Origin of the sequence: Silanimonas sp. (assembly GCF_027531545.1) — a bacterium.
GTDB lineage: Bacteria > Pseudomonadota > Gammaproteobacteria > Xanthomonadales > Xanthomonadaceae > Silanimonas.
Window position 1 is genome coordinate 183,541 of sequence record NZ_JAPZSC010000006.1, and the last position, 15,026, is coordinate 198,566.

The window sequence follows — 15,026 nt, forward strand, 5'->3', positions numbered from 1 at the left end:
CGAGGCCCCGATGCTTGGCGACGCCTTCAACCTGAACGCCTGGATCGACGCGCACCGCCACCTGCTGAAACCGCCGGTGGGCAACAAGTGCATCGTCGCAGGCGACTACATCGTGATGATCGTCGGCGGCCCCAACGAGCGCGACGACTTCCACATCGAGGACGGCCCGGAGTGGTTCCAGCAGCTCGAGGGCGAGATGGTGCTGCGCGTGCAGGAGGACGGTGGCGTGCGCGACATCCCGATCCGCGCCGGCGAATGCTTCTACCTGCCTCCACGCGTGCCCCACTCGCCGCAGCGCAAGCCAGGCTCGGTCGGTCTGGTGATCGAACGCAAGCGCACGTCAGGCGAACTCGACGGGCTGCGCTGGTACTGCGCGGCCTGCAACCACCCGGTCTACGAGGAATTCTTCGTGCTCGACAACATCGAGACGCAGTTCGGCGCGGTCTTCGACCGCTACTACCGTTCGCTCGCGCATCGCACCTGTGGCCAATGCGGCCACGTCAACGGCGCACCGGCCCGCTACAGCGAGGCGGCGACGTGATCCTCTCCCCCGAACTGCTGGTCAGCAACCTGCTTTCTCCGGTGGTGCTCGCCTTCGCGCTGGGCTTGATCGCCCGGGCGCTGCGCAGCGATCTCACCATTCCGCCGGCGATCCAGAGCTACCTGTCGATCTTCCTTCTGTTGGCGATCGGTCTGAAGGGCGGCGTCGCGCTCCGGAGCACCTCCTTCGGCGATGTCGCGATCCTGCTCGGCGTCACCATCGTCGCCGGCATCGTCACCTGCGCCTCGGCCTACGCGATGGCCCGGCTGTGGCTGAAGGACGGCCCGCTTGAGGCCGGCGCCATCGCCGCGCACTTCGGTTCCGTCTCGGCCGTGACCTTCATCGCGGCCCAGCAGTTCGGCGAGCGCAGCGGCCAAGCCCCGGAAGGCGTGCTGGTGGCCTTGGTCGTGGCGCTGGAGATCCCGGCCATCCTGCTCGGCCTCACTCTGGCCAAGCGCGATGCCGGGCTGCAGTGGCACCAGGTGCGCGAGGTGCTGGTCGGCAAGACCGCCCTGCTGCTGATCGGCGGCATGGTCATCGGCGCGATCGCCACCAAGCACGGCACCGACGCGGTGAACCTGATGTACGGCCAGCTGTTCCAAGGCACGCTGATGCTCTTCATGCTCGACATGGGCATGGTGGCGGCGGCGCAGCTGCGCGGCATTGGCCGCGGCGCCTTCCGGTTGGCGGTCTATGGGGTTTCCCTGCCGTTGCTGCACGGAATCATCGGTACGGCGCTCGGGCATTGGGCCGGTCTCTCCCCCGCGGGTGCGGCCGTGTTCGGCACGATGACGGCCAGCGCCTCCTACATTGCCGCGCCGGCGTCGGTTCGCGCCTCCTTGCCGGAAGCCAACGTCGGGCGCTGCATCACCGCGGCGCTGGGCATCACCTTCCCGTTCAACCTCGCCATCGGCATCCCGATCTACTTTGCCTTCGCCGCCTGGCTCGGGGCCTGACATGCTGAAGATCGACACCCACGCGCACTACCTGCCGGACCGCTGGCCCGACCTCGCGGCCAAGTACGGGGATGTCCGCTTCCCGGTGATCCACCACGGCGACGACGGGCGCTGCCGCATCTACAAGGACGGCAAGTTCTTCCGCGAGATCTGGCCCAAGACCTGGGACCCGGCCATCCGGATCGCCGACTACGCGCGCTTCGACGTGCAGGTGCAGGTGATCAGCACCGTGCCGGTGATGTTCAGCTACTGGGCGAAAGGCCACCAGGCGCTGGAGCTGCATGCGGCCTTGAACGACCACATCGCCGAGGCCTGCCGCGAGCATCCGCGCCACTACGCCGGGCTTGGCGTGGTGCCGCTGCAGTCGCCGAGCCTCGCCGTGCGCGAGCTGGAGCGCTGCATGGACGGCCTCGAGCTGCAGGGCGTGCAGATCGGTTCGCATATCAACGACTGGAACCTCGATGCGCCGGAACTCACCGAGTTCTGGCAGGCCGCGGAGGACCTCGGCGCCGCGATCCTCGTGCATCCGTGGGACATGATGGGCGCGGAATCGATGCCCAAGTACTGGATGCCGTGGCTGGTGGGCATGCCGGCCGAGCAGTCCCGCGCTGCCTGCGCGCTGATCTTCGGCGGCGTGCTCGAGCGGCATCCGCGCCTGCGCGTGTGCCTCGCGCACGGTGGCGGCAGCTTCCCGTACACGATCGGACGCATCGAGCACGGCTTCCACATGCGGCCCGACCTCGTCGCCACCGACAACCCGCGCAATCCGCGCGAGTACTTCGGCCGCCTGTTCTTCGATTCCTGCGTGCACGATCCGCGCGCGCTGCGCTACCTGATCGACGTCGCCGGTGCCGATACCGTCATGCTGGGCACCGACTACCCCTTCCCGCTCGGCGAGCAGGAGCCCGGCTCGGGCATCGCCGCACTCGGGCTCTCCGAGGCCGAGCAGGCCCAACTCTTCCACGGCACGGCCCTGCGTTGGCTCGGCCTGCCGGCGTCGCGATTCGCTTGAGGACTTCGATGGATCTTTCGCTCGACCACGACGCCTGGGCCCTGGCCCAGGACGCCGCCGACCCGCTGGCGCGCCACCGCGCCGCGTTCCACGTGCCGCAGCACGACGGCCGCGACCTGCACTACTTCGTCGGCAATTCGCTCGGCCTGCAGCCGAAGACCGCGGCTGGGGCCATTGCCGAGGAACTGGCGAGCTGGGCGACGAACGCCGTGGAAGGACATTTCCGCGGGGAACGCCCGTGGATGCACTACCACGCCACGCTCCGCGAGCCGATGGCGCGCGTGGTCGGTGCCCTGCCCTCGGAAGTGGTGGTGATGAACACGCTCACCGTCAACCTGCACCTGTTGATGGCCAGCTTCTACCGACCGACGCGCGAACGGCCGGCCATCCTGATCGAAGCGGGCGCTTTCCCGTCGGATCGCCATGCCGTCGAGTCGCAGATCCGCTTCCATGGCTTCGATCCGACGACAGACCTGATCGAGATCGAAGGCGACGAGCCGAACGGCCTGATCAGCATGGCGGCCATCGAGCGCGCTTTGGCGGAGCACGGGCCGCGCATCGCACTCGTGCTCTGGCCGGGCGTGCAGTACCGCACCGGGCAGGCTTTCGACCTCGCGGCCATCACCATGCTGGCCAAGGCGCAGGGATCTGCCGTGGGTTTCGATCTCGCCCATGCCGCCGGCAACCTCCCGCTTGCGCTGCATGACAGCGGTGCCGACTTCGCCGCGTGGTGCACCTACAAGTACCTCAACAGCGGTCCCGGCGCGGTGGCTGGTGCCTTCGTGCACGAGCGGCATGGCCGCCGCAGCGACCTGCCGCGACTCGCCGGCTGGTGGGGGCACCGGGCCGACACGCGATTCCTGATGGCGCCGCAGTTCGAGCCGGCCGAGGGCGCGGAAGGCTGGCAGATGAGCAACCCGCCGATCCTCGCGATGGCGCCGATCCGGGCCTCGCTCGAACTGTTCGACGCCGCGACGATGCCGGCCCTGCGCGCGAAGTCGCTGGCGCTGACGGGCTACCTCGAGGCGCTGGTGAACACGCACCTCGGCGGACGCATCGAGATCCTCACGCCCGCCGATCCCTCGCGCCGCGGCTGCCAGCTCTCGCTGCGCGTGGTCGGGGGGCGTGCCATGGGTCGTGCGCTGTTCGAACATCTGGCCGCGAACGGCGTGCTCGGCGACTGGCGCGAACCCGATGTCATCCGCATCAGCCCTGCCCCGCTGTACAACCGCTTCACCGATGTCCTCGCGTTCGCGCGCAGCGTGCGCGACTGGCGCCCCTCATGAGCCGCGCCTACACGATCATCGGCGGCGGCCTCGCCGGGGCCCTGCTTGCCGCCCTGCTCGCCCGTCGCGGCCACCAGGTCGACGTGTTCGAGCGCCGTCCGGACGCGCGGCTGCGGGGCTACGAGGGCGGGCGCTCGATCAACCTGGCGCTCGCGGCGCGTGGCCTTGCCGTGCTCCGTGAAGCCGGCCTTGGGGAAGCGGTGCTGGCGCAGGCGGTGGCGATGCGCGGTCGCATGGTCCATCCGCGCGAAGGTCAGATCAACTTCCAACCGTATGGCCGCGTCGATCGTGAGTGCATCTGGTCGGTGCATCGCGGCAACCTGAACCTGCTGCTGCTCGATGCGGCGGAACGGGCCGGGGCGCGCCTGCATTTCCACCAGCGACTGAACTACGTCGATTTCGCGGCACGCCGTGCCGAGCTGGTGAACGACCACGACCGCAGCGTGCAGTGGATCGACTTCGACGCGCTGATCGGTGCCGATGGCGCGGGCAGCGCGCTGCGCGCGGCCATGCAGCGCCATGTCGACCTGCACGAGCACTTCGAGCCGCTGGGCCACGGCTACAAGGAGCTGGAAATCCCGCCGCTGGACGATGGCGGCTTCCGCATCGCACGCGACGCCCTGCATATCTGGCCTCGCGGCGGCTACATGCTGATCGCCCTGCCGAACACCGAGGGCACGTTCACCGCGACGCTCTTCCTCGCCCACCGCGATGGCACCCCGAGCTTCGAGCAGCTCCCGGATGCTGCTTCGGCGCAGGCCTTCTTCGAGCGCGAGTTCCCCGATGCGCTGGCCCTGATGCCGGGCCTCGCCGCCGACTGGGCCGACAACCCCACCAGCGGGCTCGCCACGCTGCGCCTGAAGCGCTGGCACCTCGACGGGCGCGCGGTGTTGATCGGCGATGCCGCCCACGCCATGGTGCCCTTCCACGGGCAGGGCATGAACTGCGCCTTCGAGGACGTGGCGGCGCTGGACCGCCTGATGGCCGAGCATGCCGACACCGCCGACGGTTTCGCCGCGTTCGAAGCCGACCGCCGGCCGAACGCGGAAGCCATCCAGACCATGGCGCTGGAGAACTACGTCGAGATGCGCGATTCCGTGGACAACCCGGATTGGCGTCGCCAGCGCGCGCTGGAGCTGCTTCTCGCCGAACGCCACCCCGGCCGGTTCGTGCCGCGCTACTCGATGGTCAGCTTCACCCGCACACCCTACGCCGTCGCCTTGGAGCGCGGACGCTGGCAGCGCGAGCTGCTGGTCGACGCCACGCGCGGCATCGACGACATCGCGCAGGTCGACCTCGGCGCCGTCGACGCCCGCATCGCCGCCGGCCTCGCGCCATTGCCGGAGGACTGGCTGGAGCTGGCGCGTTGAGCTTCCTCTGGTACGACCTCGAGACCTTCGGGCGCGATCCGCGCCGCTCGCGCATCGCGCAGTTCGCCGCGATCCGCACCGACGACGACCTGCGCGAGGTCGATGCACCCGTTTCGTTGTTCTGCCAACCGGCCGGCGACGTGCTGCCCTCCCCGATCGCCACGGCGATCACCGGCATCGCGCCGCAGCGGGCCCTGGCGGAGGGCCTTGTCGAAGCCGGGTTCTTCGCCCGTGTCCACGAACTGATGGCCGAACCGGGCACCTGCGCCGTCGGCTACAACAGCCTTCGCTTCGACGATGAGTTCATCCGGTTCGGGCTGTACCGCAACTTCTACGACGCCTACGAACGCGAGTGGCGCAACGGCAACAGCCGATGGGACCTGCTGGACGTGCTGCGTCTCGCTCGCGCGCTGCGGCCCGAGGGGCTCGAATGGCCGCTTCGTGAGGATGGGCACGCGAGCTTCAAGCTCGAGGAACTCGCGCAAGCCAATGGCGTCCGCGAAGGGCTGGCCCACGAGGCGCTCAGCGACGTCCGCGCGCTGATCGCGCTCGCGCGGAAGCTCAAGGACGCCCAACCCCGTTTCTGGGACTACGTGCTGAAGCTACGGGACAAGAAGACGGTCCGTGGCCTGTGCGACCTTGTCGCGCACACGCCGATGCTGCACGTCTCGGGGCGCTTCCCGCCCGGGCAGCGGCACGCCGCCCTAGTGGCGCCGCTCGCCGTCCATCCGTTGATCGGCACGCGCGTGATCGCCTACGACCTCGGGGTCGATCCCGCCGGGTTCGCGCTGCTGGACGACGCGACGCTGAAGGCCCGCTTGTTCGCGCCGCGGGCGCAGCTGCCCGAGGGCGTCCAGCGCCTTCCCCTGAAGGAGATCCACACCAACCGCTGCCCGGCGCTGCTGCCCTTGGCCCACGTGCGGCCGGCGGAGCTCGAGCGCCTGCAGCTGGACGCCGGGGCGGCGCACGAGCGCGCAGGATGGCTGGCCGCACACCCCCAGTTCATTGCGCGCTGCGTGTCGCTGTTCTCGGAGTCGCGCGATTTCGGCGAGACCGATGCCGACGGCGATCTCTACGGCGGCTTCATCGGCGATGCGGACCGCCGGCTGTTTCCGCGGATCCGCACCGCCGCACCGGGCAGCCTCCCGGCGTTCGAGGCCCAACTGCAGGATCCCCGGTTCAAGGCCCTGCTCTTCCGCTACCAGGCACGGAACTGGCCAGACTCGCTGGACGTGGAACAACGGCGTGCGTGGGACGCGTGGCGCCGTGACCGGTTTCACGCTTCGGCGCCGGCCGAGGGCACGCTTGCGAGCTACCTCACGGAACGCGAAGCTGCGCAGGCGATGCTCGCTGCCACCGGTGACAATGCCGCCCTGCGTGCGGCCGATCAGTGGGTTCGCGAGAGACTGGCCGAAGTGGGGATCGACATTCCAGACACCCTTGCCTGAGGAGGCGCGTCGATGCTTGGGATCGTGTTCACCGAATTCATGGAGATGGTGGAAGAGCGCTTCTCGCCCGAGGTGCTCGATCGGATCATCGAACAGGCGGCACCGGCCAACCAGGGCGCCTACACGGCCGTGGGCTACTACCCGCACGAGGAAATCGTCGCGCTCGTGGTCGCGCTGTCCGAGCAGACCGGCCTCCCCGCCGCGGCCTTGGTGCAGGCCTTCGGCGAACATCTCTTCGGCCGCTTCACCCAAAGCTATGCGGCGCTGATCGACGGCCGGCGCGGCACCATCGACCTGCTCCGCCAGCTGGATGGCGACATCCACGTCGCCGTGCGCAAGCTCTATCCGGAAGCCCGGTTGCCGCGCTTCCACGTGATGTCCTGCGAGGGCGATACGATGCGGCTGGCTTACGAGTCGCCGCGTGGCATGGAAGCACTGGCCCAGGGCCTCATCGTCGGCGCCATCCGGCACTTCGGTGAGCCGCTGCAGGTGGATTGGGAGCACGGAACGTACGAAGGCCGCCCGGTTTCGGTGTTCCATGTCCGTCCCCGTTCCTGAGGACACGAGCAAGGCGGACGCCGTGCACGAGCGCCGTCTGGCGCGGGAGCGCGCTGCGCGCAAGGAAGCCGAGCGACTTCTCGAGGGCAAGAGCCTCGAGCTTTTCGAGGCGCTGCAGGCCTCCGAGCGGTCACAGCGGCGGCTCGAACTCGCGCTGTGGGCCAGCGGCGAATCGATCTGGGAGTGGGACGCCGAGACCGACATCGTACGCAGTGCGCGCTACGTCGCCCTCGATGCGGCGCCACAGGAGACCGAGGCCCTCCTGATCGACGTGTTGGATGCGATCCATCCGGCCGATGTGGAATCGGTCGTGTTGGCATGGCGCCTCCACCTTGCCGGCAGCACGGCCGAGTACGACATGCAGTATCGGTTGCGCGACGGCCAGTCATGGCGGCGCAGCCGTGGGCGGGTCATTGAACGCGACGCCACCGGGAACGCTTGCCGGATGGTGGGCACGACGAAGGACATCACGCGCCAACGTGAGCAGGACGAGTCGCTTCGCGTCCTCGGCCATGCGTTCGCCAATTCGCGCGATGCGCTGGTGCTGTGCGACGGAACCTGGCACGTGCTCGAATCGAACGCGGCTTTCCACGCCATCTCGGGCTTAAACCATGATTCCGCCCGACGCGTCGCGATCGCGCGCGTGCTTCCGGCGCTCGTCGAGGCCTCCGGCCGCGAGGGCGCCGGCGCGACCCACTTGTGGGTGCCCGATTGCCGGTTGCAACTGCCGGGCGCCAGCATTCCGGTCGACGTCTCCGCGACCATGCTCCCGGGATCCGGGCAGCGATCCGCGCAGTGGATCGTGTCGATCAAGGACCTTCGCGAGGCGAAGCGCCTGGAGATCGAACTGGCAGCGGCGTCACGCATCGATGCACTCACCGGTCTCATCAACCGGGCGGCGGCCACCGAGGCGTTGACGGCGCGGATCGCCGAGGCCGGCGCACGACCGGTGCCGACGATCTGGCTCAACCTCGATGAATTCAAGGTCGTGAACGACGGGCTTGGCGCCCGCGAAGCAGACGGCGTGCTGACGCACTGCGCCGAACGCGCGCGGGGCGTGATGCCCGGCGGCTGGCTTTTGGCGCGCTGGGGCGGCGACGAACTGCTGGCCATCGGCCCCCCGGGGCAGGATGCCCAGCACGGGCTCTCGGTGGGCCGAGCCCTGCTCGCCGCGCTGGCCGAGCCCTTGGCGGTGGCGGGCACCTCCCTGTCACTCACCGCCAGCGCTGGCCTCGCGGTGTATCCCGGGGATGGTGAGTCCGCGGAGGTGCTCGTGCTCAACGCAGGTACGGCGCTGCGCTATGCCAAGCGCCGCGGACGGGCGCGCGTGGAGGCCTACGAGCCCAGCCTCGATGAGCATGGTTTGCAGCGCCTGACGATGGTCAGCCTCCTGCGTCGCGCTTGCGATCGCGAGGATTTCCGCTTCGTCGCCCAGCCCCGCGTCGATGCCGAACGTTGCATCGTCGGGTACGAAGTGCTGGTGCGTTGGCACTCCCCGGAACTGGGCTGGGTCAGCCCGGTGCAATTCATCCCGCTGGCGGAAGACAACGGGCTCATCGATCGCATCGGTCGGGCGGCCATCCGCGCCGCGGTCACGCTGGCTGCCCAGTTGCGTCGATCCGGGCGGCAGGCCCTCGTCAGCGTCAACCTGGCGGCAAAGCAACTGCAGGACCCGATGCTCAGCGAGATCCTGCTCTCCGAGTTGGAGGCCGGAGGCGCCAGAGCGGAAGACATCGAGCTCGAGGTGACCGAAAGCGGCCTGGTGCAGGACATCGAAGGTGCGCACCGGCTCCTCACCCAGCTGCGCGGCGAAGGATTCACGCTGGCGCTCGACGATTTCGGCACGGGCTACTCGTCGCTGAGCTACCTCCAGACCCTGCCCTTCCACAAAGTGAAACTGGACCGCAGTTTCGTGAAGGACGTCACCGACGACGCGCGCGCAGCCCGGCTTATCGCTGGGGTTGTCGACCTGTGCTCGGCCCTCGACATGCAGGTGGTGGCCGAAGGGGTCGAAACCGAGGGCCAGTTCGCGCGGCTGGTGGAACTGGGGGCGCCGGAGTTCCAGGGATTCCTCTTCCATCGCCCTCTCGACTTCAACGCGATCGCCCGGCTGCCCTGAACCCGCGATTCCCACGTGGCCCCGATGCAGGGCTTCGGGCTCAGCGCTCTTCCGCCTTCGCCCGCTCGGTGAGCCGTTCCATCCGCTCCAAGGTGGCGGCCATCGACTGGCGCAGTTCGAAAAGCTCGTGCTCAAGGCTGGGATGGTGCTCGTCGCCGCCCCGGTTCGCCTCGTCCATGCGCTCGTTCTCGATTTGCGCTTCCTGCATCGAGTTCATCACCACGCCGATGACGAGATTGAGGATCACCATGGTGCCGAGCACGATGAAGGACACGAAGAACAACGATGCGAGCACCGGCTGCGCGTTCGAGGCCGTGCAAAGCGCCTCCATGCCGTCGTAACCGAAGCGCTCGCAGCCGTACATCTGGGTGTACAGCGTCGTCGACCAGTTTTCGCCGGTCACCACGATGAACAGGGTGAGGACGGCCAAGGGCAGCGATCCGAAGTGCACCGGGTCGTTCTCTCCGAACAGGAACACCGCGGCCACGCCGTACACGTAGAAGTGCATGACGAGGAACAGCCCCACGTAGCCCATGCTGGGCAGGGATTTCAGCAGGGTTCCCACCAAAACCTGCAGTCGCGGCAGGGCGTGCACCAGTCGAAGGACGCGAAGCAGGCGCAGTAGCCGCAGGACGGTGGCCGATTGCGATCCGAGCGGCAGCAGGCAGGCCACGACGATGGCGAAATCGAACACGTTCCACGCGTCGTGGAAGTAGCGCCAGGGCTTCGGCGAGAGGGCGACCATCTTCAGCACGATCTCCGCGCCGAAGATCGCCAGCACGATGCGGTCGAGCGCATGCAGGAGGTCGCCGTGCGCGGCGACCATCGCCTTGTCGGTTTCCACGCCGACAAGAATCGCCGCGAACAGGATGACGCCGGTGATGAAGTGCTGGAACGACGTGGCCTGGACGACGCGTTGGGCGAAGGCTTGGAGAGACATCGGAGGGACGTGGTGGGGAAATCCGGGACCGACAGTCTCGCTGTCCGACTCCGCCCTGCCAAGCGCTCAGGCGGCTTGCCGCGCCTCGGTGTCCAGGACGCGAGCCACGGCCAAGGCCGCCACCACGCCGCCGAACTGCGCCAGCACGAACCCGAGGACATCCTCCGGGCGGATGCCGGCGAAGGTGGTCGTCAGGGCACGCGCGAGCGTCACGGCGGGATTCGCGAAGGACGTGCTGGACGTGAACCAGTAGGCCGCGAAGATGTAGGCGGCGACGAGCAAGGGCAGTGCTGCCAGACGGTGTCGCGCTCCTAGGAGGATGGTGAGCAGCAGGCCGAAGGTGGCCACGCCTTCGCTCAGCCATTGCGACGCGCCGGTGCGCACACGGGTGCCCGGCTGCAGCAGGTCGAGATCGAACATGGCGTGGGCCAGCACCACGCCGGCAAGCGCACCAAGCAACTGGAAGGGCACGTAGGCCGCAGCGTCGCGCAGGGGCAATTCGCCGCGGAGCGCCATCGCCAGCGTCACCGCGGGGTTGAAGTGCGCTCCCGAGATCGGCCCGAGAATCGTGATCAATACATACAGCATCCCCGCCGTCGCTCCGGCATTCGCCAGCAGCGCCACGGCGTCGTTGCCGTCGGCGAGCGCCACGCCCATCACGCCGGACCCGACGACGGTCGCGAGCAGCAGCGCCGTTCCAAGGCTCTCGGCCAGAAGCCGTTGAGGCAGCAGGCTCACAGCGAATCCAGCAGGGCCTTCACCCGCGAGGAAATCTCGTCGCGGACCACGCGGTACTCCGGGTCGTCCATGTGCTTCGGATCGGGCAAGCCCCAGTCTTCCCGGCGCTTCGCGGGGATCCACGGGCAGTTGTCGCCGCAGCCCATGGTGATCACTGCGTCGAACTCGCCGTCGATCTGGTCGAGGGACTTCGAATCGTGGCGCGCGAGGTCGTAGCCCAGCTCGGCCATGAAGCGGATGGCCTTCGGGTTGATGACGCCCGAGGGCTTCGATCCGGCGCTCAAGGCCTCGACGGCATCGCCGCCGTGGATGTGGGCGAAGGCCTCCGCCATCTGGCTGCGGTTGGCGTTTTCGACACAGACGAACAGCACGCGCTTCTTCATGGGGCGGATCTCGGGGCAGGTGGGCAAATCACGCCGGGGCCACAGGAGGTGGCGCCGGCGCAGCAGTTCTCGGTGAGGTAGGCGACCAGGTCGTTCATCCGCGCGAAGTTGGCGCGAACCACGATGCTCCGCCCCTCGCGGCGGTCGAGCACGAGCTTCGCCGCGCGCAACACGTTGAGGTGCGCGGTCAACGTGGCCGGCGGCACGCGCAAGGCTTCGCGCAGCTCGCCGACCGCCAAGCCTTCGGCCCCGGCCACGACGAGGGCGCGGAAGGCGGCAAGCCTCGTGGCATGGGCCAGTGCGTCGAGAGTCTCGAGGGCGGCGGGTGCTTTCATCGGTTCCATGATTCCAGAAATATGGAAGTTAATTCAAGCCTGCGGGACCATCGGGAACGGAAGGCGCGCCGCGGCATGGCCGACGGTGCGATCATCCGCGGGCCGTCGTCTTCCCGCCGCCCATGCCCTCCCCGCTCCGTCGCTACGCCGTCTTCTATTTCTGCTTCTACGCGGCCCTCGGCGCGTACACGCCTTATGTGGCTCGGTTCGTGGACTACCTCGGCTTCAGTGGCCTCGTCGCGGGCGGCATGTTGGGCCTGTGGTACGCGTCGCGCATCGTGGCGCCCCCGCTGTGGTCGCGGCTGGTGGCGCAAAGCCCGAGGCCGGGCCTCTGGCTCTTGGCCGGCTGCGTGCTCGCCAGCCTGGGCTTCGCGTCGTTCGGCATCGTGGCCAGCGTCACCGGGCTGTTCGCCGCCATGCTGTTTTTCGGCGCGTTCTACAACGCGGTGATGCCGCAGTTCGAGGCCATGACCCTCGGGGCGATCGCTGGCGAGACCGAGGGCTATGGTCGATTGCGCGTGTGGGGGTCGGTCGGCTTCCTCGTCGTCGCCGGGAGCTACGGTGCCTTGCTCGACGCCTGGGGCGAGGTCTGGTTCGTGTGGGCCACGCTGCCGTGGTTCGCGTTGATGGTCTGGGCGGCGTGGCCCTTCCGGCATGAAGCACGCACCGGCGCCGCCACGGGCGCCGTCCGCGTCGCCATGCGCCAGCTGTGGAACCGCGCTGGCACGCGGCCGCTGCTGCTGCTCGCCCTGCTGGTCCAGGCTGGCTTCGGTGCGTTCTACGTGTTCTACACCCTGCACCTGCGGGCCAACGGCCATGACGGTCTCGCCGTCGGCTTGCTCTGGATGGTCGGGGTGTCCGCTGAAATTGTGCTGTTCTGGTGGGCCCCGGGCCTGATCCGCCGCCACGGCGTCCATGCCTTGATGGCGCTATGCCTCGGACTGACCGTCGCGCGGTGGATCGTGGTCGCGCTGTTCCCGGCATCGATGGCCCTGATGGTCGCGGCGCAGCTGACGCATGCCCTCGGTTTCGCGCTTTTCCATGCCTGCCTGATGCAGCGCATGGCCGCGCTGTTCCCCGGCCACGAAGCCAGTGCCGGCCAAGGCCTGCTGTATGGCTTCTCGTCCGGCCTCGGCGGCGTGATCGGCGCACTGCTCGCGGCCGTGCTGTGGGAATGGCAGGGCGGCGTCGCGGCTTTCCTGGGGGGCGCGGCACTCACCACGTCGGCGCTGGTGCTCCACCAGGCGAGAGTGAGAGTGTCAAGACACCCGGCCTGAGCCGGCGAGACGGGCCTGCCAATCGGCCGCGAAAGCCTCGGCCCCCATGGGGCGCCCAAGGCCGTAACCCTGCAACAGGTCGACGCCCTCACCGAGAAGCACGCGTCGTTGTTCTTCGGTCTCCACGCCTTCGGCCACGGTGGTGCAGCCCAAGCGCTGTGCCAGCGCGACCACGGTGCGGATGATCGCCTCGTCGCCGCCACCTCGGCCGATGCCGTCGACGAAGGAGCGATCGATCTTCAGCGCCGTCACCGGCAGCCGCTTGAGGTAGGCGAGTGAGGAATAGCCCGTGCCGAAATCGTCGATGGCGATGCCGAAGCCGGCTTCGCGGAGCAGATTCAGCGACTCGATTGCTCGCTCGCCGTCCATGATCATCGACTCGGTGATTTCCAGTTCGAGCCGATCGGTGGGCCAGCCGCTGTCCTCGACGACCGCGGCGAGCTGTCCCATGAAGTCGGGATGCTCCAGCTGCTTCACCGAAAGGTTCACTGCGATCGACGGCATTGCCAAGCCTTGCTCCTGCCAGCGCATGGCTTGAAGGCAGGCCTCCCGCAGCACCCATTCGCCCAGGCGGACGATGAGTCCGGTGTCCTCGGCCAATGGAATGAACTGCGACGGCGGAACCGGCCCGAATTCGGCGCTGTGCCAGCGCAACAGCGCCTCGGCGCCGGCCGGACTTCCCTCGCGATCCACCTTGATCTGGTAGTGGAGGGACAGTTCGCCAGCCTCGCGCGCGCGCCGCAGCGCGGCGTCCATCTGCAGGCGGCGGCGTGCGGCCTCGGTCATCTCCGGCGTATAGAAATGCGACCGACCGCGTCCTTCGGCCTTGGCCCGGAACATGGCGGTGTCGGCGTTGCGGACGAGCGTCTCGCGGTCGGTGCCGTCCTCCGGGAAGACGCAGATGCCGATGCTGCCCGACAGGTGCACCTCGTGCCCGGCTACATCGAAGGTGCCGGCCAGCAGTGCGAGCATCTTGTCCGCTACGCGCATCGCCTCGCGGCCGTCCACCACGTCTTCGAGCAAACAGACGAACTCGTCGCCTCCGAGCCGCGACAAGCTGTCGCTCAGCCGGAGGTTGTAGGCGAGGCGCTCCGCCACCGCTTGCAGCAGGCGATCCCCGACGTTGTGCCCTGCACTGTCGTTGACTTCCTTGAAGCGATCGAGGTCGATGAACAGCAGGGCCAAACGACGCTGGCGGCGGGACGCTTGGGCGATGGCGCGGTCGAGCTGGTGACCGAAGGCCAAGCGGTTGGGCAGGCCGGTGAGCGGGTCGTGGTGCGCGAGGTGCTCGAGGCGATGCTCGGCTGCCTTTCGAACTTCGACTTCTTCGAGCAGTTCGGCGGTTCGCTCGCGGACGCGTTGGTCGAGCTCGTGGTTGGCCGCTTCCACGGCCGACTTCTCGGCGCTCAGGCGCTCCACGAGGTCGACGTTCTCGTCGCGAAGCCGAACCAGGGACTGGCCCGCGGCGTGCTGGACGCGGGCCACCCGCGTGATGATGACGAGGTACATCCCCATCAGGAATGCGAGGCTGATGTACTCCGCCCCGCCCTCCATCACCAGGCGCAGCGCCGCCAGCCCGACCGAGGGCACGGCGAACGCGAAGTACGCGGGCAGCCAGTAGGAGGTGACGATGATGGAGCCGGCAGCGAGCCCCACCAGGCTCGTGTAGAGGAAAACCTGCAGCGCCGCACTGTCGGGAGTGAAGAACGCCCAGCCCGCCGCGCCCCAGAGCAGTCCGGAGGCCAGCGAGGTCAGCGTGAAGCGGTTCGCCCAGCGCAGTGCGTCCTGCGCCCCCGATGGACGACGCTGGTAGGCCTTCATCAGGGCATAGCGAAGCGCCAACACGACGAGCGACGCGACCACCCACGACGCGAGCGCGGTCGAGGACACGCTGCCCCAGAACGCGACGCCCAACACCACGGGCATCACCGCGAGATTGACCAGGATGGCGGGTAGTCCGCCGTACAGGCGGTCGACCTGGTGGCCGACGAGGCGCTGCGCCGCCAGGCGATCGCTGTCCGGATGCTTGCCTTCTGCCCCGTCCATTCGCGCCCTCCTGTGGT

The 15,026-nt window shown here is 68.5% G+C and carries 14 protein-coding genes; 9 read left to right on the plus strand and 5 right to left on the minus strand.

The genetic code is table 11. From position 1 onward, the window contains the following. Positions 1–10 precede the first annotated feature (10 nt). Genes O9280_RS05170 through O9280_RS05205 form a run of 8 tightly spaced genes read left to right on the plus strand, consistent with a single transcriptional unit; the run spans position 11 to position 9,290 of the window. A complete protein-coding gene (locus tag O9280_RS05170; RefSeq protein ID WP_298339699.1) occupies positions 11–541 on the plus strand; it encodes a 3-hydroxyanthranilate 3,4-dioxygenase in 531 nt (176 codons plus the stop codon). Further along, positions 538–1,497, plus strand: coding sequence for a sodium-dependent bicarbonate transport family permease (locus O9280_RS05175; RefSeq protein ID WP_297867192.1), 960 nt, complete (start codon positions 538–540; stop codon positions 1,495–1,497). Before O9280_RS05170 ends, O9280_RS05175 begins: the two co-directional genes overlap by 4 nt. 1 nt (position 1,498) lies before the next feature. Beyond that, a complete protein-coding gene (locus O9280_RS05180) occupies positions 1,499–2,509 on the plus strand; it encodes an amidohydrolase family protein (protein ID WP_298339702.1) in 1,011 nt (336 codons plus the stop codon). A gap of 8 nt (positions 2,510–2,517) precedes the next feature. Continuing rightward, positions 2,518–3,795: a kynureninase gene (kynU, locus tag O9280_RS05185; RefSeq protein WP_298339705.1), complete on the plus strand. Its 1,278-nt coding sequence runs from the start codon at positions 2,518–2,520 to the stop codon at positions 3,793–3,795. Further along, positions 3,780–5,165 carry an NAD(P)/FAD-dependent oxidoreductase gene (locus O9280_RS05190; RefSeq protein WP_298340608.1) on the plus strand — a complete coding sequence of 462 codons (1,386 nt, stop codon included), beginning with the start codon at positions 3,780–3,782 and terminating at the stop codon, positions 5,163–5,165. Before kynU ends, O9280_RS05190 begins: the two co-directional genes overlap by 16 nt. After that, on the plus strand, positions 5,162–6,613 hold the full coding sequence (gene sbcB, locus O9280_RS05195) for an exodeoxyribonuclease I (protein ID WP_298339707.1): 1,452 nt from the start codon (positions 5,162–5,164) through the stop codon (positions 6,611–6,613). The genes O9280_RS05190 and sbcB overlap by 4 nt, the downstream gene beginning before the upstream one ends. Positions 6,614–6,625: 12 nt before the next feature. Then, positions 6,626–7,171 (plus strand): heme NO-binding domain-containing protein, encoded by a 546-nt coding sequence (locus tag O9280_RS05200; RefSeq protein ID WP_298339709.1) that lies wholly within the window; start codon positions 6,626–6,628, stop codon positions 7,169–7,171. Then, positions 7,152–9,290 (plus strand): GGDEF domain-containing phosphodiesterase, encoded by a 2,139-nt coding sequence (locus O9280_RS05205; RefSeq protein ID WP_298339712.1) that lies wholly within the window; start codon positions 7,152–7,154, stop codon positions 9,288–9,290. The genes O9280_RS05200 and O9280_RS05205 overlap by 20 nt, the downstream gene beginning before the upstream one ends. A gap of 40 nt (positions 9,291–9,330) precedes the next feature. On the opposite strand, the gene O9280_RS05210 is transcribed toward O9280_RS05205, so the two are convergent. The 4 genes from O9280_RS05210 to O9280_RS05225 form a co-directional block, all read right to left on the minus strand. After that, positions 9,331–10,230: an ion transporter gene (locus O9280_RS05210; protein ID WP_298339715.1), complete on the minus strand. Its 900-nt coding sequence runs from the start codon at positions 10,228–10,230 to the stop codon at positions 9,331–9,333. Between the two features lie 66 nt (positions 10,231–10,296). Continuing rightward, a complete protein-coding gene (locus O9280_RS05215) occupies positions 10,297–10,968 on the minus strand; it encodes an MIP/aquaporin family protein (protein WP_298339718.1) in 672 nt (223 codons plus the stop codon). Further along, the gene (locus O9280_RS05220; protein ID WP_298339721.1) at positions 10,965–11,351 is read right to left on the minus strand and encodes an arsenate reductase ArsC; all 387 of its coding nucleotides are present in this window, start codon (positions 11,349–11,351) and stop codon (positions 10,965–10,967) included. Before O9280_RS05220 ends, O9280_RS05215 begins: the two co-directional genes overlap by 4 nt. After that, on the minus strand, positions 11,348–11,686 hold the full coding sequence (locus O9280_RS05225; RefSeq protein WP_298339724.1) for a metalloregulator ArsR/SmtB family transcription factor: 339 nt from the start codon (positions 11,684–11,686) through the stop codon (positions 11,348–11,350). The genes O9280_RS05220 and O9280_RS05225 overlap by 4 nt, the downstream gene beginning before the upstream one ends. Positions 11,687–11,808: 122 nt before the next feature. Between O9280_RS05225 and O9280_RS05230 the strand changes: the two genes are divergently transcribed. Then, positions 11,809–12,963 (plus strand): MFS transporter, encoded by a 1,155-nt coding sequence (locus O9280_RS05230; RefSeq protein ID WP_298339727.1) that lies wholly within the window; start codon positions 11,809–11,811, stop codon positions 12,961–12,963. Here O9280_RS05230 and O9280_RS05235 read toward each other — a convergent pair. Further along, positions 12,946–15,009, minus strand: coding sequence for an EAL domain-containing protein (locus O9280_RS05235; RefSeq protein WP_298339729.1), 2,064 nt, complete (start codon positions 15,007–15,009; stop codon positions 12,946–12,948). The genes O9280_RS05230 and O9280_RS05235 overlap by 18 nt on opposite strands. Positions 15,010–15,026 lie beyond the last annotated feature (17 nt).